16 protein-coding genes are annotated in these 19,471 nt (G+C 69.9%); 11 read left to right on the forward strand and 5 right to left on the reverse strand.

Annotated elements, in window-relative coordinates; translation table 11 throughout:
- Positions 1-280 precede the first annotated feature (280 nt).
- From recN to H7F53_RS02675, 4 genes are read left to right on the forward strand one after another with little or no spacing between them, the layout of a single operon-like run.
- Positions 281-1,945: a DNA repair protein RecN gene (gene recN, locus H7F53_RS02660; protein WP_185677934.1), complete on the forward strand. Its 1,665-nt coding sequence runs from the start codon at positions 281-283 to the stop codon at positions 1,943-1,945.
- Between the two features lie 3 nt (positions 1,946-1,948).
- The gene (locus tag H7F53_RS02665) at positions 1,949-2,626 is read left to right on the forward strand and encodes a GNAT family N-acetyltransferase (RefSeq protein ID WP_185677935.1); all 678 of its coding nucleotides are present in this window, start codon (positions 1,949-1,951) and stop codon (positions 2,624-2,626) included.
- 41 nt (positions 2,627-2,667) lie between these two features.
- Positions 2,668-4,752, forward strand: coding sequence for an NAD-dependent DNA ligase LigA (gene ligA / locus H7F53_RS02670; protein ID WP_221773550.1), 2,085 nt, complete (start codon positions 2,668-2,670; stop codon positions 4,750-4,752).
- A 26-nt stretch (positions 4,753-4,778) separates the two neighbouring features.
- Complete coding sequence (locus tag H7F53_RS02675; protein WP_185677937.1) at positions 4,779-5,501, forward strand: class I SAM-dependent methyltransferase; 723 nt, start codon at positions 4,779-4,781, stop codon at positions 5,499-5,501.
- A 46-nt stretch (positions 5,502-5,547) separates the two neighbouring features.
- Here the strand turns inward: H7F53_RS02675 and H7F53_RS02680 are convergent, their stop codons facing one another.
- The 3 genes from H7F53_RS02680 to bla form a co-directional block, all read right to left on the reverse strand.
- Positions 5,548-6,957 (reverse strand): methyl-accepting chemotaxis protein, encoded by a 1,410-nt coding sequence (locus H7F53_RS02680; protein ID WP_246438440.1) that lies wholly within the window; start codon positions 6,955-6,957, stop codon positions 5,548-5,550.
- A 202-nt stretch (positions 6,958-7,159) separates the two neighbouring features.
- Positions 7,160-8,110, reverse strand: a complete 951-nt coding sequence (locus H7F53_RS02685; RefSeq protein ID WP_185677939.1) for a 50S ribosomal protein L11 methyltransferase — start codon at positions 8,108-8,110, stop codon at positions 7,160-7,162.
- Positions 8,107-9,027 carry a subclass B3 metallo-beta-lactamase gene (gene bla, locus H7F53_RS02690; RefSeq protein WP_185677940.1) on the reverse strand — a complete coding sequence of 307 codons (921 nt, stop codon included), beginning with the start codon at positions 9,025-9,027 and terminating at the stop codon, positions 8,107-8,109. Before bla ends, H7F53_RS02685 begins: the two co-directional genes overlap by 4 nt.
- Positions 9,028-9,233: 206 nt before the next feature.
- Here bla and sdhC point away from each other — a divergent pair, with 206 nt between their 5' ends.
- The 6 genes from sdhC (at position 9,234) to H7F53_RS02720 (ending at position 16,480) form a co-directional block, all read left to right on the forward strand.
- Positions 9,234-9,638 (forward strand): succinate dehydrogenase, cytochrome b556 subunit, encoded by a 405-nt coding sequence (gene sdhC / locus H7F53_RS02695; RefSeq protein WP_185677941.1) that lies wholly within the window; start codon positions 9,234-9,236, stop codon positions 9,636-9,638.
- Positions 9,639-9,649: 11 nt separating this feature from the next.
- A complete protein-coding gene (gene sdhD / locus H7F53_RS02700; protein ID WP_185677942.1) occupies positions 9,650-10,030 on the forward strand; it encodes a succinate dehydrogenase, hydrophobic membrane anchor protein in 381 nt (126 codons plus the stop codon).
- Between the two features lies 1 nt (position 10,031).
- Positions 10,032-11,840: a succinate dehydrogenase flavoprotein subunit gene (gene sdhA, locus H7F53_RS02705; protein WP_185677943.1), complete on the forward strand. Its 1,809-nt coding sequence runs from the start codon at positions 10,032-10,034 to the stop codon at positions 11,838-11,840.
- A gap of 200 nt (positions 11,841-12,040) precedes the next feature.
- A complete protein-coding gene (locus tag H7F53_RS02710) occupies positions 12,041-12,523 on the forward strand; it encodes a (2Fe-2S)-binding protein (RefSeq protein WP_185677944.1) in 483 nt (160 codons plus the stop codon).
- Entirely contained in the window at positions 12,523-14,715 is a 2,193-nt protein-coding gene (locus H7F53_RS02715; RefSeq protein WP_185677945.1) for a xanthine dehydrogenase family protein molybdopterin-binding subunit, read from the forward strand. The genes H7F53_RS02710 and H7F53_RS02715 overlap by 1 nt, the downstream gene beginning before the upstream one ends.
- A 244-nt stretch (positions 14,716-14,959) precedes the next feature.
- Complete coding sequence (locus H7F53_RS02720; protein ID WP_185677946.1) at positions 14,960-16,480, forward strand: M48 family metalloprotease; 1,521 nt, start codon at positions 14,960-14,962, stop codon at positions 16,478-16,480.
- Positions 16,481-16,963: 483 nt separating this feature from the next.
- On the opposite strand, the gene H7F53_RS02725 is transcribed toward H7F53_RS02720, so the two are convergent.
- On the reverse strand, positions 16,964-17,563 hold the full coding sequence (locus H7F53_RS02725) for a hypothetical protein (RefSeq protein WP_185677947.1): 600 nt from the start codon (positions 17,561-17,563) through the stop codon (positions 16,964-16,966).
- Between the two features lie 66 nt (positions 17,564-17,629).
- Positions 17,630-18,565, reverse strand: coding sequence for a KPN_02809 family neutral zinc metallopeptidase (gene ypfJ, locus H7F53_RS02730; RefSeq protein ID WP_185677948.1), 936 nt, complete (start codon positions 18,563-18,565; stop codon positions 17,630-17,632).
- A gap of 87 nt (positions 18,566-18,652) precedes the next feature.
- Here ypfJ and H7F53_RS02735 point away from each other — a divergent pair, with 87 nt between their 5' ends.
- A complete protein-coding gene (locus H7F53_RS02735) occupies positions 18,653-19,408 on the forward strand; it encodes a 3-hydroxybutyrate dehydrogenase (RefSeq protein ID WP_185677949.1) in 756 nt (251 codons plus the stop codon).
- Positions 19,409-19,471 lie beyond the last annotated feature (63 nt).

Consider the following 19,471-nt stretch of genomic DNA (forward strand, 5'->3'; position numbering starts at 1 on the left):
GTGGGAACAGGGATCTCTGCATTTGCTGGGGTGGAGTGCTGACCTGTTCCCAAGGCTCGTCAGGCCGGCGCAGGCTGGTACCTGCGACAGCGTGGCGCCGCAGCCAGTCCCGCATGGTCGCCCACCCACTGTTCCGGACAGGCGCCGGGACACAGGGGCCGGGACATAGGGGCCGGGACGAGGGTGGCGACAATGGTGGAAAGTTTCGGCCGGCGCGATGATCGCCCGTGACCTCCCCGCTTGCCTTCGCTAGAACGTCGCGCGAACAGATGGCCTGCCGATGCTGACCAGACTTGCGATCCGCAACATTGTCCTGATCGAAGCGCTCGACCTGGAGTTCGGGCGCGGGCTGGGCGTGCTCACCGGCGAGACTGGCGCTGGCAAGTCGATCCTGCTCGACGCGCTGGGCTTGGTGCTGGGCAATCGGGCCGACAGTGGGCTGGTCCGTGCCGGCGCGGACAAGGCGGCGGTCTCGGCAAGCTTCGATTTCGCCGTATTGCCCGAAGGGATCGAAGCAGCCCTGGCCGAGGCCGAGGTTGAGCTCGAACCCGGCGAGCCGCTGATCGTGCGCCGCCAGCTGCGCCCCGACGGGGGCAGCAAGGCCTTCATCAACGATCAACCGGTGGGCGTCGCGCTGCTGCGCGAGCTGGCGCCGTTCCTGGTCGAGCTGCATGGCCAGCACGACGATCGCGGCCTGGTCAACCCGCGCGGCCATCGCGCCCTGCTCGATCGCTATGCCCGCGCCGATGCTGCCGGGGTCGAGGCCGCCTGGCGCACGTGGCGGACGGCGGAGGATCGCCTGGCCGTGCTGCGCGCCCGATTGACGCAGGCGGCGGCCGATCAGGACCTGCTGCTGGCCCATCTGACCGAGTTGACGGCACTGCAGCCGCTCGCTGGCGAGGAGGCCGAGCTCGCGCTCGCCCGCGCCGCGATGCAGAAGGGGGAACGGCTCGCCGGTGATCTGGCCGAACTCCAGCACCTCTGGGCTGGTTCGGATTCGGCGCTGGCCCAGCTGCGCGGCGCGGCACGGAGGCTCGATCGCATCGCGGCGGAGCACCCGCTGCTGACCGAGGCGCTCGAGGCGCTCGACCGGGCCGTGGTCGAGGCCGGCGAGGCCGAGGACCGGCTGGCCGCGGCGGCCGAGGCGCTGGCCCATGATCCGGCCGCGCTGGACCGGATCGAGACCCGCCTGTTCGAGCTGCGTGCCGCGGCGCGCAAGCATGGCTGCACGGTGGATGATCTGCCCGATCGCATGCTGGCGTTGCGTGCCCAGCTTGATGCCATCGAGGGGGGCGAGGAGGAGGTCGCCGCCCTCGCGCGCGCCGCGCATGACGCCCAGCTCGATTATCAGGCGCGGGCCGAGGCGCTGTCGGTGCTGAGGGTCGAGGCGGCGCAGCGGCTCGACCGGGCGGTCGCGGCCGAGCTGGCCCCCTTGCGGCTCGATGCGGCGCGGTTCCGCACCCAGGTGCTGCGCCTGCCCGAGGACCGCTGGGGCAGCACCGGGATGGACGCGGTCGAGTTCCTGATTGCCACCAACCCCGGCGCCGATTTTGCACCGCTTGGCAAGATCGCCAGCGGCGGCGAACTGTCACGCTTCATCCTGGCGCTCAAGGTGGCGCTGGCCGAGGAAGGCGGTGCGGCAACCGTGATCTTTGACGAGATCGACCGCGGCGTGGGCGGGGCTGTGGCCAGCGCGATCGGCGAGCGCCTGGCGCGGCTGGCGCAGGGCGGGCAATTGCTTGCCGTCACGCACAGCCCGCAGGTCGCGGCGCGGGGCAACCGGCACTACTTCATCGAAAAGTCGAGCGAGGGCACGGTCACGCGCACCTCGGTGGCCCTGCTCGATCCGGCGGGACGGCAGGAGGAGATCGCCCGGATGCTGTCCGGCGCCGAGGTGACCCCCGAGGCCCGGGCCCAGGCCGATCGCCTGCTCGAGCAGGCCTGAGCCATGATCGCGGCGCTCGACTTTCCGGTGTGGCATGGCCTGACCGGGCCGCAGGCCCATCTTGCCCGCCGCCATGGCCAGGCGCTGCGGATCGTTCCGGATTATGGCCCCTTCGCTGCCGCGCCGGGCGATGCCCGCGGCGATCTGGCCGGGCTGCTCGCCGCCACCGACGAGCTGTGGCTCGTCGAGCCTGAAGCTTTTGCCGCACCGCCCGGCACCCGCGTGATCCGCACCGCCCCGCTGGTGCAGATGGTGGCCGACGGCCCGGTCGATCGGGCAGCCGATGATCCCGAGATCGTCGCGCTGGACGAGGGTGATGCCGCTGCCATGACCGCTCTGGCCGAGGCCACCCGGCCGGGCCCGTGGGGGCCGGCGACCCGCCGTTATGGGCCGTTCTACGGGATCCGGCGCGAGGGGCGGCTGGCAGCCATGGCGGGCGAGCGGCTGCGCCCTGCCGCCGGGCTGGCCGAGGTCAGCGGGGTCTGCGCCTGGCCTGAGTTCCGCGGGCAGGGGCTGGCGGCGCGGCTGATCCGGCGGGTCGTGGCGGGCTTCGCAGCGCGCGGCGACCAGGCCTTTCTGCACAGCTATGCCGCCAACGCCAGCGCGATCCGCTTGTACGAAACCCTCGGTTTCCGCATCCGGCGCGGGATGGTGGTGACAGTCCTGGGGGCAGCCGCGTGAATCCGGCCGATCTGAGCGAGGCCGAGGCCGCCAATGAGCTGATGCGGCTCGCCCGGCAGATCGCGCATCACAACCGGCGCTACCATGCCGAGGATGCGCCGGAGATCTCCGACGCCGACTACGACGCGCTGGTTCGGCGCAATGCCGCGCTCGAGGCGGCCTTTCCCCATCTCGTCCGCGCCGACAGCCCCTCGCGCCAGGTCGGGCACGAGGTTTCGGCCTCGCCCCTGTCGAAGGTGACGCACGAGGTGCGGATGATGAGCCTCGACAATGCCTTCAGCGATGAGGACGTGCGCGATTTCGTCGCGCGGGTGCGCCGTTTCCTCAACCTGGCCGAGGACGCCGCGGTGGTCCTGACCGCCGAGGACAAGATCGATGGGCTGTCCTGCTCGCTGCGTTACGAGGCGGGCCGGCTGGTCCGCGCCGCCACCCGCGGTGACGGCCAGGTGGGCGAGGACGTGACCGCCAATGTCGCCCATATCGCCGACATTCCGCAGCAGCTCAGCCGAGACGTGCCCGCGGTGTTCGAGATCCGCGGCGAGGTCTACATGGCCAAGGCCGATTTCCTCGCGCTGAATGCAGCGCAAGAGGAGAAGGGCGAGAAGCTGTTCGCCAACCCGCGCAATGCCGCCGCCGGATCGTTGCGCCAGAAGGATGCCAGGGTCACCGCCAGCCGCCCGCTGCGCTTCCTTGCGCATGGCTGGGGCGCGGCCTCGGCGCTGCCCGAAACGGGGCAGTTCGCGATGATGCGACGGATCGCCGCCTGGGGGGTGCCGGTCTCGCCGCTGCTGGTGCGCTGTGCCGATCCGCAGGAGGCGCTCGACCATTTCCGGCGCATAGCCGCGCAGCGGGCCGATCTGCCCTATGACATCGACGGTGTGGTCTACAAGGTCGACAGCCTCGAGTGGCAGGGCCGTCTGGGCTTCGTCGCCAAGGCGCCGCGCTGGGGGCTGGCGCACAAGTTCCCGGCCGAGCAGGCCGAGACCACGGTGGAGGCGATCGACATCCAGGTCGGCCGCACCGGCAAGCTCACCCCGGTCGGGCGGCTGCGCCCGGTCTCGGTCGGCGGCGTGACCGTCACCAATGTGACCCTGCACAACCGCGACGAGATCGCGCGGTTGGGCGTGCGGGTGGGAGACCGGGTAGTGCTGCAGCGCGCCGGCGACGTGATCCCGCAGGTGGTCGAGAACCTGACCCGCGATGCACCCGGCGATCCTTTCGCCTTCCCGGGGCACTGTCCCGAGTGCGGCTCCGAAGCCGTGGCCGAGGAGGGCGAAGTCGATGTGCGCTGCACCGGCGGACTGGTCTGCCCGGCCCAGCGGACCGAGCGGCTGCGGCACTTCGTCAGCCGGGCCGCGCTCGACATCGAGGGGCTGGGCGAAAAGACCATCGCCGAGTTCTTCGCGCTCGGCTGGCTCGAAAGCCCGGCCGACATCTTCCGCCTGCGCCGGCGCCGCGATGACATCGTCGGGCGCGAGGGGTGGAAGGACAAGTCTGTGGACAACCTGTTGGCTGCGATCGAGGCCAAGCGCAGCCCCGATGCCGCGCGGCTGCTGTTCGGGCTGGGCATCCGCCATGTCGGCGCCGTGACCGCGCGCGACCTGATGAAGCGTTTCGTCACCCTGCCAGCGCTGCGGGCCGTGGCCGAACGGGCCAATGCGATCCGTGTCACGGCACCTATGGCGGATGATCTGTTCGCCGCCCCGATCCCGGCCGCCGACCTGCCCGAGGTGGCCGATGCCCGGGCTGAACTGCTCGGCATCGAAGGAGTCGGCCCGGTGGTGGTCGAGGCGCTGGGCGATTTCTTCCATGAACCGCACAACGTCGCGGTGTGGGACGATCTGCTGACCGAGGTGACCCCGCCGGACTATGTGGTCGAGACCAGGGACAGCCCGGTGGCGGGCAAGACCGTGGTTTTCACCGGCAAGCTCGAGACCATGAGCCGGGACGAGGCCAAGGCCCAGGCCGAGGCGCTGGGCGCCCGGGCAGCCGGGTCGGTTTCGGCCAAGACCGATCTGGTCGTGGCCGGACCCGGGGCCGGGTCGAAGCTGAAGCAGGCCGAGGCGCTGGGAATTTCCGTCATCGACGAGGCCGGGTGGGCCGAGATCGTGAGAGCCGCGGGCTGATCGCCCGCTTTTGGAGGAGACTGCACATGCGCGTGATTGCAACCCTGCTGGCCGGCGCGGCAGCGCTTGTGCTGACCGTCCCCGCCGCCGCCAAGCCGGCCGCTCCGATTGTCGCCGCGGTGGCCGACAAGGCCCGTCCGGCCGATGATGTGGCCCGCGATGCGGCGCGCAAGCCGGCTGACATGTTGGCCTTCGCCCAGGTCCGCCCGGGATTGAAGATCGGTGAGTTGCTGCCTGGCAACGGCTATTTTACCCGCGTCTTCGCCAAGGCCGTGGGCGCGCGCGGCACCGTCTATGCATGGCTGCCGGGCAGCGGCGCCAACCGGATGACCGAGCGGTTCGATCCGATCCTGAAGACCTATTCCAACGTCAAGCTGGTGCGCGGCGACGGGCTGGCCGCACCGGAAAAGCTCGACATGGTCTGGACCAGCCAGAACTACCACGACCTGTTCCTGCGCGGAGGCAACGCCGATGCAGCCAATGCGGCGGTGTTTGCCGCGCTCAAGCCGGGCGGGACCTATCTGGTGGTCGACCACCGCGGCGCTGCGGGAACCGGCACCAGCGAAACCGGCACGTTACATCGCATCGACGAGGCTGCGGTGATCAGCACCGTGCTCAAGGCCGGCTTCGTGCTGGACGACGAGGACATGAGCCTGCGCCGCGCCGAGGATGATCACACCCAGCCGGTGTTCAAGCTGCACGACGCAACCGATCAGATGGTGCTGCGCTTCCGCAAGCCGGCGAAGTAGGTCGCGGGTGGGCTGCCCCGACCGGTCCGGGTCGGGATTGCCACCGCTAGAACGAGGACCAGTCCTCCGCGTCAGCCGGAGCCAGCGCGAGGTTCCCGGACACCACCGGCGCGGCCGGGCGACGGGCGGGCGGTGCGGTGAGCGGCGCCGCCTTGGCACGCGGCGCGCCAGCCGGTTCCGTACGCTGGACGGGCGCGGGGGCTTGGACCCGTGGCGACCGTGCAGTCTGGACGGAGCGCCCGGTGCGGAAGGCTTCGACCAGCTGGGTCAGCTGGTCGGCCCGGTCGGCGAGGCCCCGCGCCGCCGCCGTGCTCTGCTCGACCATCGCGGCGTTCTGCTGGGTCATCCGGTCCATCGCGCCGATCGAGCCGTTGACCTCGGCGAGGTTGGTCGCCTGGCGCCCTGCCGTGTCGGCGATCGAGCGGACGCTGCCCTGGACCTCGCCGATGCGCTCGACGATCTTGGCCAGGGCGGTGCCGGTCTCGCCCACCAGAGTGACTCCCTGCTCGACCTGTCCATTCGACTTGCCGATCAGTGTCTTGATTTCCTGCGCCGCCTCGGCAGAACGCTGGGCGAGCGCGCGCACCTCGTTGGCGACCACGGCAAAGCCCTTGCCGGCATCCCCGGCCCGGGCCGCCTCAACCCCGGCGTTGAGCGCCAGCAGGTTGGTCTGGAAGGCGATGCCGTCGATCACTCCAACGATCTTCGAGATCTCCTGTGCGGATTCGTGGATCGCCTGCATCGCCGCGACTGCCCGCTCGACGATACGTCCTCCTTCGCTCGCCTCGCCATGGACGGCGGCGACCGTGCCGTTGACCTCGGCGGCGGAACCGGCGTTGGCCTGGACCCCGCTGCTGACCTCGTTCATCGCCCGTGTGGTGCCTTCGATCGCGGCGGCGTTCTGCTCGGTGCGGCTCGACAGGTCATCGGTCGCGGCGCGGATCTCGGAAGCGTTGGCGTGGATGTCGTAGGCGGTTTCGAGCACGCTTTCGATCGTTTGGCGCAGCGCAGCCGTGGCACGGTTGAAATCGAGCCGGAGCTGATCGTACTCGGGTGGCAGCGGTTCGGTCAGGGTGAAGCCAAGGTCCTTGTCGGCGAGGTGCTGCAGCCCTTGCCGCATCGTGCCCACCAGGCGCTCGAACGTCGCTTCCGAGGTGCGGATCGTCCGGCTATGGCCGGCAAAGACAGCCATCGCCTTGGTCATGCGTCCGACGCAGTCCTGGTGCTCGGTGTAATGCACGGGACTGTCAATATCGCCGGCCGCGAGCGCTTCCATGCGGACCACGGTGTCGACATAGGGCTTGCAAACCAGCCGGCTGAAGGTGGGGACGGCCAGCAGCGTGGCGATCACCCCCGCCGCCGCAAGGATGACTGGCCACCAGCTGTCAGGGGCGCTTCGGGCGGCGAAGGTGGCGATCAGCCCGAGTCCGGAGAGCGTTCCGTGGACCGCGAGCATGACCTGGAATTTTGTTCTGATGGGCGCAATCTGTTCAAACCAGCGCAACATGGCAAACGTCCCCAGTAGCGACCGGGAGTGCTTACCCTGAACTTTGGTGCAGGGTGTTGCGCGCTGATTAAGCAGTTCAACCTAAGGCGGTGTCCAAATCGTAGAACGCATGTCAGTGTCCAACGAATGACAGCCAGACCAGGCGAGAGCCTCAGTCCCGCCACGTTCCGGTAGTGACCGCCCGACCCGATCGGATGGCCGCCCCCGCCCGCTTGCGCAGCCACAGGATCGACCAGTCGCCCCGGACCAGGCGTGCGGCGAGGCGCAGTCCGGCGCGGCGGCAGGCGGCGCGGACCGCGGCCTCCTGGGTTTCGAGCAGGCCGGCGAGGACGAGGTGTCCGCCCGGAACAAGATGGCGCGAGAAATCCGGTGCCAGTCCGATCAGCGGCCCGGCCAGGATGTTTGCGATCACCAGATCATAGGGTCCGCGGGCGTCGAGCAGCGGGTGGTTCATGCCATCGGCGATCAGCATGGTCAGCTGGCCCGGTCCGGCTCCGATCGGCACGCCGTTGGCCGCCGCATTGTCGAGCACGACGGCCCCGCAGACATGGTCGATGTCGCTCGCGGTGGCGAGGGTGCGCGGCCAGAGGTCCAGCGCGGCGAAGGCCAGCAGCCCGGTTCCGGTGCCGATATCGGCGCAGTTGCGGACGACCCCGCCGCGCTGCCGCATGGTCGTCAACATGGTCAGGCAGCCGGCCGTGGTGGCGTGCTGCCCGGTCCCGAAGGCCTGGCTGGCAGGAATGACGAAATCGCGCAGTCCGGGCTCGGACGAGGCAGGGTGTTCGGGCGTGTGCACGTGGAAACGGCCGGCGCGGATCGGCTGGACGTCCTGCTGCGACAGCGTCAGCCAGTCGGTCTCGGGCAACTGCTCGACCAGCAGCTCCGGCGCGCCATCGGCAAACAGGCCTGCGATCGCGGCGAGGTCGGCCGCGGTGGGCTGGTCCGGCAGCCAGGCCTCCAGCCGCCAGTCGTCGGGCCGATCTTCGGCGATCTCGCTGCCCGAGATGACGATGTCCGGGTTCCAGTCGAACACGTCCTCGTGCGCGACCAGCGCGGCCTCGATCACCGAACGCGGGGCATGGGCCGTGATCTTCCAGCTCATCGCCGGCCTCCTGCCGCCTTCGCGTCCTGCTCCTCGCGGGCCAGCCGCGCTTGCAGGCCGGCCAGGCCCTGCGCGGCATAGCGCCGGCAGGCCCCGGTGGCGGCCAGCGGCGCCTTGCCGGCCAGGCGATCGAACAGGTTGCTGGCCACGGGATGGGGGGTGATCACCAGGTCGCAGGGCAGACTGGCGACGGTGGCCAGGGCTCGACGGAACCGCGCGACATAGTCTGGGTGCGCCGTGAAGCTGTAGCCTGGCGCCGCCACTGCCGAGATGGAATCGGCATAGGCCATGGCCCGGCAGATCCGCCCCTCGCAGCTGCGCCAGGTCCAGCTGGTCGATCCCGGCGAATGCCCCGGCGTGGCATGGGCGGTAATCGCCAGCGGGCCCAGCCGGAACACCTCGCCATCGGCCAGCACACGATCGACCGGGACCGGCTCGAACGGCGAAAGATCGCCCGCCTGCGGATCGTCGGCCGCGGGGACGCCGGTGCGCAGGACAGCGGCATTGGGCGCGGTGGCCGCCACCTTGGCCCCGGTGAGCCGCCGCAGCTCGGCAATGCCGCCGGCATGGTCGTGATGTTCGTGGCTCGACAGGATCCAGCGCACGTCGCGCAGGCGGAAACCCGCCCGCACGATGCTGTCGGCCACCAGTCGCCCGGCATCGCGCGGGCCGCCGTCGATCACCACCAGGCCCTTGGGCGAGGAAATCATCACAACGGCGATGCCGCAGGTGCCGACGTACCAGGTATTCCCGAACACGCGCTGCGGCACGGCCGGCTCGCTCCAGCCATCGCGGCCGGCACAGGCCTGCGGCACGGTCTGGACAGGGGCGGATTGAGGAGCGGTTTCTGAGGCGGGAACGGCCGTGGGAGCAGGAGCGGCGAGGGCCGCCGCGAGGAGAAGGGCAATCAGGGGCATGGCGGCTGCATAGGGCGAACCGGCGCCGGAGCAAAGCGCCTGTACCGCTTTGTGTCGCGTTCGGCGGGCACCTGCGCCTTGGTACGGGGGCGGTCGGCTAGCGCTTGCGCCGCAGCGCGGAATCACTAAGGGAGGTCGCGCGGAACGGGGTAACCCGCCGCCTGAAGTCGGTGAAATGCCGAAGCAACTTGGGGAATACCGCGACAATGGCCAGTGCTAACAAGGTTGGCGCCCGCAACCGTCCGCTCTCGCCGCACCTGCAGATCTGGCGCTGGGGTCCGGCAATGCTCGTCTCGATCCTGCACCGCGTCACCGGCGCCGGCCTGTCGCTCGCCGGTCTGGGCGTGCTGCTGTACTGGCTGGGCGCTCTCGCCAGCGGGCCGGAGGCCTACGCCCAGTTCGTCAAGTGCATGGGCCACCCGGTCGGGCTGGCCGTGCTCGTCGGGCTCACCTGGGCCTTCTGGCAGCATACCGCCACCGGCATCCGCCACTATGTGCTCGACATCGGCGCGGGCTATGAGCTCGAGACCAACGCTCGCTGGTCGGTGCTGACGATCGTCTTCTCGATCCTGCTGACCGTGGCCACCTGGGCCCTCATCCTCGCGCGCTAAGGAACCAGATCATGGGTAATGGAACCTCCATCGGTCGCGTCCGCGGCCTCGGCTCGGCCCACAGCGGTGCCGGCACCTGGCTGCAGGAGCGCGTCACCGGTCTCGCCAGCCTGATCGTCTCGCTCTACCTGCTGGTCTCGCTGCTGCTGCTGCCCGCCTACAACTACCTGACGGTGAAAGCGTGGATCTCGGCGCCGCTGCCGGCGACGGCCATGGTGCTGTTCGTCATCGTCAACTTCTGGCACGCCCGGGCCGGGCTGCGGGTGGTGATCGAGGACTACCAGCACGAGCACGGCAGCAAGCTGTTCTTCCTGCTGGCGCTCGATCTGTTCGCTTTCGCCGGCGCCGCCTTCGGCGTCCTCTCCATCGTCCGCCTCGCGCTCGGAGCCTGATATGACCGCGCCTGCCTACAAGATCATCGACCACACCTACGATACGGTGGTCGTCGGCGCGGGCGGCTCGGGCCTGCGCGCCACCATGGGCGCCGCCGAGGCCGGCCTGCGCACGGCCTGCATCACCAAGGTCTTCCCGACCCGCTCGCACACCGTCGCGGCCCAGGGCGGCATCGCCGCCTCGCTGTGCAACAACACGCCCGACCACTGGACCTGGCACATGTACGACACCGTCAAGGGGTCGGACTGGCTGGGTGACCAGGACGCGATCGAATACATGGTCCGCGAGGCGCCCCAGGCGGTCTACGAGCTCGAGCACGCCGGCGTGCCGTTCAGCCGCAACGCCGATGGCACGATCTACCAGCGCCCGTTCGGCGGACACATGCAGAACATGGGCGAAGGCCCGCCGGTGCAGCGCACCTGCGCCGCGGCCGACCGCACCGGTCATGCCATGCTCCATGCGCTGTATCAGCAGAGCCTGAAGTACGCGGCCGACTTCTTCATCGAATACTTCGCGATCGACCTGATCATGGAGAACGGGCAGTGCCGCGGCGTGATCGCGATCTGCCTGGATGACGGCTCGATCCATCGTTTCAAGTCGCACGCCGTCGTGCTCGCCACCGGCGGCTACGGGCGGTGCTACTACACCGCCACCTCGGCCCACACCTGCACCGGCGACGGCGGCGGCATGGTGCTGCGCGCCGGCCTGCCGCTGCAGGACATGGAATTCGTTCAGTTCCACCCCACCGGCATCTACGGCGCGGGCGTGCTGATCACCGAGGGCGCGCGCGGCGAGGGTGGCTATCTGACCAACTCCGAGGGCGAGCGCTTCATGGAGCGCTATGCCCCCTCCGCGAAGGACCTTGCCAGCCGTGACGTCGTCTCGCGCTCGATGGCGATGGAAATCCGCGAGGGCCGCGGCGTCGGTCCGCACAAGGACCACATCTACCTGCACCTCGACCACATCGATCCAAAGGTGCTGGCCGAGCGCCTGCCGGGCATCACTGAAAGTGGCAAAATCTTCGCCGGCGTCGACCTGACCCGCCAGCCGCTGCCGGTGGTGCCGACCGTGCACTACAACATGGGCGGCATTCCCACCAACTACATGGGCGAGGTCGTGACGATCGGGGCCGACGGCAATCCCGAGACCGTGGTTCCCGGCCTGTTCGCGGTGGGCGAGGCCGCCTGCGTGTCGGTGCACGGCGCCAACCGCCTCGGCTCGAACTCGCTGATCGATCTCGTGGTGTTCGGCCGCGCCGCCGGGCATCGCCTCAAGGAGATCATCAAGCCCGGCTCGGCCCACGCCGAACTGCCCAAGGACTCGGCCGACATGGCGCTGTCGCGGCTGGATCACTTCCGCCATGCCAACGGCGGCTCGTCGACCGCCGAGATCCGCACCGAGATGCAGCGCACGATGAGCCTCCACGCCGCGGTGTTCCGCACCGACGAACTGATGGCCGAGGGCAAGGACAAGCTGGCCCAGACCTATGCGCGGATGCAAGACATCAAGGTCACCGACCGGTCGCTGATCTGGAACTCGGACCTGATCGAGACGCTCGAGCTCGACAACCTGATCAGCCAGGCCACGGTGACGCTGCACGGCGCGCACAACCGCAAGGAAAGCCGCGGCGCCCACGCCCACGAGGATTTCCCTGACCGTAACGACGCCGAGTGGATGAAGCACACCGCCACCTGGTTCAATGGCTGGGGCGGCAAGGGCGGCGAGGTCAGGATCGACTACCGTCCGGTCCACGAGTTCACGCTCACCGATGACGTTGACTACATCAAGCCGAAGAAGCGGGTGTACTGACGCTTCGCCGGAGCAACGGCACACATGGCAGGGGCCGGAGCGGAAACGCTCCGGCCCCTCTGCTGTCTGGGTCTGCCGCGAGGCTGGCACAGCGGGAGCCGGGGATGGCCGGTATGGTCAGGTTGCCTCCGGACCGGCCCCTGCTCTAGGGTCGGCATTGCGGTCAGCATAGGTAAGCCGGACCTGAACAGGAGAGCAGGATGCCGATCGAGGCGACGGTCAATGGCCGCACGGTGCGTTTCGCAGGGGAGTCCGACACCCCGCTGCTCTGGGCGCTGCGCGAGGAACTGGGGCTGACCGGCACCAAGTTCGGCTGCGGTGTCGCGGCCTGCGGTGCCTGCACGGTCCATGTCGATGGCGCCCCGGTTCGCTCGTGTTCGCTCCCACTGGCAGCGGCGGCCGGCACCGTTATCACCACGATCGAGGGGCTGAAGAGCGCTGACGGCCAGCTTCATCCGGTCCAGCAGGCCTGGATCGACCAGCAGGTGCCGCAATGCGGCTATTGCCAGTCGGGCCAGATCATGGCGGCGGTAGCGCTGTTGCAGCAAACGCCGCAGCCCAGCGACGAGGCGATCGATGCGGCGATGACCAACCTGTGCCGCTGCGGCACCTATCCGCGGATCCGTGCCGCGATCCACGCAGCCACCGGCCAGGCTGCCGACGCCGCAGCGGGAGCAGCGTGATGGGGATCAGGCGCCGCGCCGTCCTGTTCGGCTCGCTCGCCGTGGCCGGGGCCGGCATGTTCGGGTTGAAGTGGAGCGGGAGCCGCGCCATGGCCGAAGCCAAGGCCGCGACGGTCCGGCCGGGCGAGGGCGGGTTCGCCGCCTTCCTGAAGATCGCCCCGGACGATACCATTACGCTCTATTCGCCGACCATTGACTTCGGGCAGGGCGCGCATACCGCGCAGGCCCAGTTGGTGGCCGAGGAGCTGGGGGTCGATCCCGCGCGGATCGTGGTCGCGCAGGCACCGGCCCTGCCGGGCTTTGCCAATGCCGGGATCATCGAGGGCTTCGGCGCCGAGATGGTCAGCCCGGCCTTCGCCCATCTCCCCGCCTCGGTCCTGGGTCTGGTGGCGCGGGCGATCCCGATGCAGATGACGGGCGGGTCGTCCGGGGTGCGTTACACCGGGCAGATCGCGCTGCGGCGCGCGGCGGCAGGCGCGCGTGCGCTGCTGACCGCGGAAGCGGCCGACCGGCTGGGCGTGCCCGCCGCGCAGATCGTCCTCGAGGATGGCCGCGCGCGCCACACCGGCAGCGGGCGCGCCCTGCGCCTCGGCGAGCTGGCCGAGGCCGCGGCGCAGCGCCGGCTGTGGACGGAGCCGACCCCCGGAGCGGCGCGGCGCGGGCGCGCCATCGGCCAGTCGCCGCTGCGGCAGGACATTCCGGGCAAGGTCGATGGCACGGCCGTTTACGGGATCGACGTGACCCTGCCCGACATGCGGGTTGCGACGCTGGTGATGGCGCCGGTCCGCGGCGGCAAGCTTGAGGCGGTCGACACGCGGCCGGCGCGGGCGATCGCCGGGGTCGAGAAGGTGATCCAGCTGGAGGATGCGGTGGTCGTGGTGGCGCGGGGCTACTGGCCGGCGCTCAAGGGGGTGCGGGCGCTCTCGCCGCGGTTCGCCGATGGCGGGCACGGCGGGCTGAACTCGCCGGGCATCTATGCCGCGCAGGACGCGCTGCGCCGCGCCGGCAAGCCTGACAAGACCGCGGGCGAAGGTGACGTCGCCGCCGCGCTGGCCGATCCGGCGGCCCGGACCGTCAGCGCCGATTACCGCGTGCCCTATCTGCACCATGCGATGATGGAGCCCTTTGCGGTCACCGCGCACCGTCAAGGCGACCGGCTCGACATCTGGGCCGGCCTGCAGGATCCGCTGCTGGTGCGGCACATGGCGGCCGAGGTGGCCGGCCTGCCCGAGAGCGCGGTGACCGTGCACACCACGATCATGGGGGGCGGCTTCGGCCGGCGCTTCCCGGCGCAGTGCGAGGTGATCGGCCAGGCGGTCAGGGTGGCCAGCCAGTGTCCCTGGCCGGTCAAGCTGATCTGGAGCCGCGAGCAGGAAGTCCAGCACGGCTCCTACCGCGCGCAGGCTTCGGCCCGGCTGACCGCGGCGCTGCGCGACGGGCGGATCACCGCCATGCGCACCGACTATGCCCAGGGCGACAATGTCGAAGGCGAGGTCCACTTCCTCTATGAGGTTCCGGCGACCGAGCGGCGCCATTTCGCGTTCAAGACCAACCAGCTCGACGGGCCGTTCCGCTCGGTCAATGCCAACCCGTTCGGCTACTGGACCGAGAGCTTCATCGACGAGCTGGCCCATGCCGTGGGCGAGGATCCCTACCGCTTCCGCCGCAAGCATCTGGCCGAAGGATCGCGCCACGTGCGGGTGCTCGACGAGGCCGCCCGCCGCGCCGGCTGGGGCACCCCGCCGCCGCCCGGCGTTGGCCGTGGCATTGCCTTGGTCGAATCCTTCGGCACCATCGTCGCCGAGGTGGTGGAGGCGGCGCTGCGCGAGGATGGCTATCCGCGGGTCCAGCGGGTGACGGCGGTGGTCGATTGCGGAACCACCGTGAATCCCCGCAATGCCGAGGCCCAGATCTCCGGCGGGATCATCCAGGCCCTGTCCACCGCGATCGCCGAGGAGATCACCCTCGACCAGGGGGCCGTGGTGCAGAGCAACTTCACCGACTATCCGCTGCTGCGGCTGGCCGAGGCGCCGCCGCGGATCGACGTCCATTTCATCGAGAGCGGAGCGCCGCTGGGCGGGATTGGCGAGCCGGGCGTGCCGCCGGCCACGCCGGCGCTGGTCAACGCCCTGTTCGCCTTGACCGGCAAGCGGGTGCGGACCCTGCCGATCCGGGATCAGGCCAGGGCCTAGGTTGCTGTCGCTCTCCAGCCGTCATGCCAGCGCAGTCTGGCATCTCCGGCGGCGAGGTGGTGCGGCCTGGCCAAGGCCGTGTCACAGGGTGGGAGATGACAGCCTGCGCTGGCGTGACGGGGGGGAGGGTAATCCCCGCAGGGCCACGAAATGTCTCCGCGAATTTGAGTGGAACCGGCTCGTCCCCGCCCTATATTCCGGATAATGGCCCGGGTTGCGGGCAGCGGCGGAGAGAATGATCAGGATGAAGCACTCCCACTGGCTTGCGGCGGTTGCCGCGCTGGGGCTGGCCGCGCCGGCTGGTGCCCAGCAGGCGGCCACGACCATCGCCGTCCCCGGTCCGCAGGCGATCTCGGCGGCCGACAAGCAGACAGGGGCCCAGGCCGATCCCGAGCTGACCGCTGAGTATGGCGGGGTCTATGCCGGGCCGCAGGCGCAGCTGGTCCGGCAGGTCGGGCTCAAGGTAGCCGCGCAGTCGCGGATCGCCGCGGTGGAGCGGGATTTCAGCTTCAAGCTGCTCAACTCTGGCGTGCCCAACGCCTTCGCGGTCCCCGGCGGCTATGTCTATACCACCCGCGGTCTGCTCGCGCTGATGAACAACGAGGCCGAGCTGGCTTTCGTGCTGGGCCACGAGACCGGCCACATCGCCGCCCGCCACACCGACCAGCGCCAGAAGGTCACCCAGCGCAGCGTGCTGCTCGGCACGCTGGGCCAGACGCTGCTTGGCGCGATCCTCGGCAACGGGGCGATGGGGCAGGTGGGGAACCAGATCGGCCAGGCGGGAATCCAGCGACTGGTGGTCGGCACGGTGATGTCGCACTCGCGCCAGGATGAGTTCGAGGCGGATGACCTTGGCGTGGTCTATGCCCGCCAGGCCGGCTACGATGCCACCGCCAGCTCCGACATCCTCGCCTCGCTGGCCGCCCAGACCGCGCTCGACGCCCGGCTTACCGGACAAAGCCGGACCACCCCGGGCTGGGCTCTCTCCCATCCCGATCCGGCGGCGCGGGTCAGCCGTGCGCTGCAGCGCGCGCGCCAGCAGACGGCCACCGGCGGCACCCGGGGCGGCGATGCCTTCCTCATGGCGCTGAATGGCATGATCTATGGCGACGATCCGGCGCAGGGCGTGATCGAGGGCCAGACCTTCCGCTATCCGCCCGACCGCATCCAGTTCACCGCGCCGGTCGGCTACGGCATGAACAATGGCGCTGCGGCGGTGTCGATCACGCCCACCACCGGGCGCGGCGGCCAGGCGACCTTCACCGGCGGCAAGTTCGACGGGAACCTCGATGCCTTCGTCGCGCGGCAGTTCGCCGCGCTGAGCGGCGATGCCAATGCACGGGTCGAGGTTACGCCACAACGGACCACGATCAACGGCCTGACCGCGGCCACGGCCACCGTCGCGGCCAGTTCGGGCGGCCAGGCGGTCGACGCGACGGTCGTGGCGATCGTTGCGGCGCCCGGCACGGCCTATGCCTTCACCGTGATCCAGCCGCGCGGCGCTGGGCTGGGCTCGCTGGCGCCGCTGGTGCAGAGCTTCCGCCGGATGACCGCGGCCGAAACCGCCGCCGTGCGCCCGCGCGTGATCCAGGTGGTGACCGTAGGCCGGACCGACACCGTGGCCTCGCTGGCCGGGCGGATGGCCTTCGACGATGCCCGCGAGGATCGCTTCAGGGTGCTCAACGGCATCCCCGCCGGCGTCCGCACGCTGCCCGCCGGACGCAGGGTCAAGCTGGTGGTCTGGGGTACGGCCGGCAGGTCTTGAAGCCCCTGAAGGGGGCGGGGGCTCGGGTAGCTCCCGCCCGAACCCAGGCATCACCCCACCCCCTGATCGTCGCCCTGGCCTTGAGCCGGGGTAGGGCTTGCGCGGCAATGGCTGGGGAAGAACAGCCCTGTTCCGGGTCAAACCCGGGAAGACGAGGAAAGAAGCGGGGTGGACCAACTGCAACGAACGTTTGCGCCTGGGTTAGGACCTCAGATTTCGGGCTTGTACCGCACCAAACCCCGCTCAGGCTGAGCTTGTCGAAGCCCATGCGCGACGGATGAGCTGGGTGTTCGCAGCGTTTCCGCCCTAGGCACCCTCGCAGGACCGTTGGACAGGTGCTTGAGCGTGGGCTTCGACAGGCTCAGCCTGAGCGGGGTTGAGGCGTAGCCCTTTGCTGGACCGAAGCATCTATCCGACCATCCGTCCAATGTCCGCCAACACCCTTGTCGGCCGTTGCTCGCATCCCTGATGCGCGCGCGTCGCTCAGGGTGTCCGGGGCTTGTCCTTCTCCGCCCCGTTCGCGGCCTTGTCCCGGGCGATCCCAGCCGCCGACGCAGGCCGCGCCGGCCAGGGGCAGCCGCGCTGCAGGCCCACCCCCTTGAGGAAGGACCGGCGCGCGCTGCCGGCATAGATGGCGTACTGCAACCGCCGCTCGCTCTCGTTGGCACCGGAGATTTCGCGGATCAGCCCGCGAAACGGGATGAACGAGCCGACCACCGACTGCGCGACCTTGCCCGCGCTGAGCTTGCGGTCGGCGGCCTGTGCCGTATCGAAGTCGTCTCCCAGCACGGCGTCGAAGCGCCGCACCTCGGCGGCAAGGTCGCTGCAGCGGCGCAGCCCGGACAGGCTATAGGTGTCGTTCTGGGCGGCAAGCAGGATCGGCGGGATCTCGCCCTTGCGCAGGTTGAGGTCGCCCACCGGGGTGGCCATGACATCGACCGCGCTGGGGTCGCGGTCGGTCACCGGTTTGTCGGCCTTATCCACCTTGTCGGGCTGGGACTGCTGCGCCGCCAGTGGTCCGGTGGCGATAAGCAGCCAGACGATCAACGGGCTGGCTCGGCCGATCAGTCGCAGTTGGCGCATGGGGATCCTCTCGGTGTTCGGACGTGCCAGCCTTACGCCTGACCGTCCTGACGGTTCCGCCCCGGCCTAGCGCCGGCGCAGGTCGGCGAAGGTGTCGCAGGCATCCTCGTTGCCGGTCTCGATCCCGCGCCTGAGCCATTCCATCCGCTGCGCGCTCGATCCGTGGGTGAAGGCCTCCTCCAGGGGGCGCTGGCCAGCTCCCTGCATCAGCGTGTCGTCGCCGATCTGGTGGGCGGCGGTCAGCCCTTCCTCGAGATCGCCCGGTTCGATCCGGTCGCGGTTCCGGGCCGCCCAGACCCCGGCATAGCAATCGGCCTGGAGCTCGAGCCGCACCGACAGGCGGTTGGCCATGGCCCGGTCGCCTGCATCCTGCTGCAAGCGCCGGACCTGATCCGAGGTTCCGACCAGGTTCTGCACGTGATGGCCGTACTCATGGGCGATCACATAGTTGCGGGCGAAGTCGCCGCTCGCGCCGAGGCGTTGCCCAAGCTCGCGGTAGAAATCGGTATCGAGGTAGATGCCGTTGTCGGCCGGGCAGTAGAACGGCCCCATCGCACTCTGCGCGGCGCCGCAGCCGGATTGTCCCTGCCGGGAATAGAACACCAGCTTCGGCCGGCTGAAGGGCACGTTGGATTGCCGGAAGATCGGCTCCCAGGTCTTGTTGAGCGAGGACAGCGCATTGCAGGTTTGCCGACTGGCCTCGTCGAGCGTGCAGATCTCGCTCGCGCTCGTCCCGGCGCGTGGCGCGGCCGGGGCCAGACCCTCCTGGCCGGGCAGGGGCCCGCCGACCTGTGTCTCCGTGCCCTGGCCCGTGCCCTGATCAAGCGCGCCGATGAGCTGCAGCGGGTTGACCCCGAACACGGCCGCCGCGATCAGCGCGATGACCAGCGTGCCGCAGCCCAGCCGGCCACCGCCGAGCCCGAGCGGGAGCCCACCGCCGAAATTGCCGCCGCGCTGGTCCTCGACATCGATGGCGGACGGATCGAAATCGTCGAGCTTCATCGTTCCCCTCGCTGCAGCGCCACATCGGGCTGGACAGTGCGACTGGTCGCGGGCCAAGCTTGGCGGATCAACCTATGGGAGTCGATCATGTTTCTTGCCGGCAAGCGCGCCCTGGTCACCGGGTCCACCTCGGGCATCGGGCTGGCGATCGCCCGGGCGCTGCGGGCCGAAGGGGCCGAGGTGGTGCTGTCCGGCTTCGGCGAGCCGGGCCTGATCGAGACCCTCTGCGCCGAGCTTGACGCCCGCCACGTGGCGGCCGACCTGTCGCGCCGCGAGGGGGTGGAGGCGCTGCTGGCCGCAGCCGGGCCGGTCGATATCCTCGTCAACAACGCCGGGATGCAGCACGTTGCCCCGGTCGAGGAGTTCCCGGTCGAGAAGTGGGACCAGATCCTCGCGCTCAACCTCACCGCCGCCTTCGATGCCTGCCGCCTCGCGATCCCGCACATGAAGGCGCAGAACTGGGGGCGGATCATCAACATCGCCAGCGCCCACTCGCTCACCGCCTCGCCCTACAAGTCGGCCTATGTCGCGGCCAAGCACGGCCTTGCCGGGCTGACCAAGACCCTGGCGCTGGAGCTGGCGCTGACCAGGATCACCGCCAACTGCATCAGCCCCGGCTATGTCTGGACGCCGCTGGTGGAGAACCAGATCCCCGACACCATGGCTGCGCGGGGCCTGACCCGCGAGCAGGTGATCAGCGATGTCCTGCTCGAGCGCCAGCCGACCAAGGACTTCGCCAAGCCCTCCGATCTGGGCGAACTGGCCGTGTTCCTGTGCCGCGATGCCGCCCAGCAGATCACCGGTGCCAACCTGTCGATGGACGGGGGCTGGACCGCTCAGTAGGGCGGCGGCGCGCGGGTCGAACCGGAGGGCGGGCAAGCGGCCGTCACCTTCGTGCAACGCCCA

It is taken from the genome of Novosphingobium piscinae, assembly GCF_014230355.1.
Lineage (GTDB): Bacteria > Pseudomonadota > Alphaproteobacteria > Sphingomonadales > Sphingomonadaceae > Novosphingobium > Novosphingobium piscinae.

What these genes read in the sequence shown, in the direction of transcription:
- sdhD (WP_185677942.1), top strand. Translation starts at nt 9,650, where the DNA reads ATGGGTAATGGAACCTCCATCGGTCGCGTCCGCGGCCTCGGCTCGGCC.
- ypfJ (WP_185677948.1), bottom strand. Translation starts at nt 18,565, where the DNA reads ATGAAGCTCGACGATTTCGATCCGTCCGCCATCGATGTCGAGGACCAG.
- H7F53_RS02710 (WP_185677944.1), top strand. Translation starts at nt 12,041, where the DNA reads ATGCCGATCGAGGCGACGGTCAATGGCCGCACGGTGCGTTTCGCAGGG.
- sdhC (WP_185677941.1), top strand. Translation starts at nt 9,234, where the DNA reads ATGGCCAGTGCTAACAAGGTTGGCGCCCGCAACCGTCCGCTCTCGCCG.
- H7F53_RS02715 (WP_185677945.1), top strand. Translation starts at nt 12,523, where the DNA reads ATGGGGATCAGGCGCCGCGCCGTCCTGTTCGGCTCGCTCGCCGTGGCC.
- H7F53_RS02725 (WP_185677947.1), bottom strand. Translation starts at nt 17,563, where the DNA reads ATGCGCCAACTGCGACTGATCGGCCGAGCCAGCCCGTTGATCGTCTGG.
- H7F53_RS02680 (WP_246438440.1), bottom strand. Translation starts at nt 6,957, where the DNA reads ATGCTCGCGGTCCACGGAACGCTCTCCGGACTCGGGCTGATCGCCACC.
- H7F53_RS02720 (WP_185677946.1), top strand. Translation starts at nt 14,960, where the DNA reads ATGAAGCACTCCCACTGGCTTGCGGCGGTTGCCGCGCTGGGGCTGGCC.
- bla (WP_185677940.1), bottom strand. Translation starts at nt 9,027, where the DNA reads ATGCCCCTGATTGCCCTTCTCCTCGCGGCGGCCCTCGCCGCTCCTGCT.
- sdhA (WP_185677943.1), top strand. Translation starts at nt 10,032, where the DNA reads ATGACCGCGCCTGCCTACAAGATCATCGACCACACCTACGATACGGTG.
- ligA (WP_221773550.1), top strand. Translation starts at nt 2,668, where the DNA reads ATGCGGCTCGCCCGGCAGATCGCGCATCACAACCGGCGCTACCATGCC.
- H7F53_RS02685 (WP_185677939.1), bottom strand. Translation starts at nt 8,110, where the DNA reads ATGAGCTGGAAGATCACGGCCCATGCCCCGCGTTCGGTGATCGAGGCC.
- H7F53_RS02665 (WP_185677935.1), top strand. Translation starts at nt 1,949, where the DNA reads ATGATCGCGGCGCTCGACTTTCCGGTGTGGCATGGCCTGACCGGGCCG.
- recN (WP_185677934.1), top strand. Translation starts at nt 281, where the DNA reads ATGCTGACCAGACTTGCGATCCGCAACATTGTCCTGATCGAAGCGCTC.
- H7F53_RS02735 (WP_185677949.1), top strand. Translation starts at nt 18,653, where the DNA reads ATGTTTCTTGCCGGCAAGCGCGCCCTGGTCACCGGGTCCACCTCGGGC.
- H7F53_RS02675 (WP_185677937.1), top strand. Translation starts at nt 4,779, where the DNA reads ATGCGCGTGATTGCAACCCTGCTGGCCGGCGCGGCAGCGCTTGTGCTG.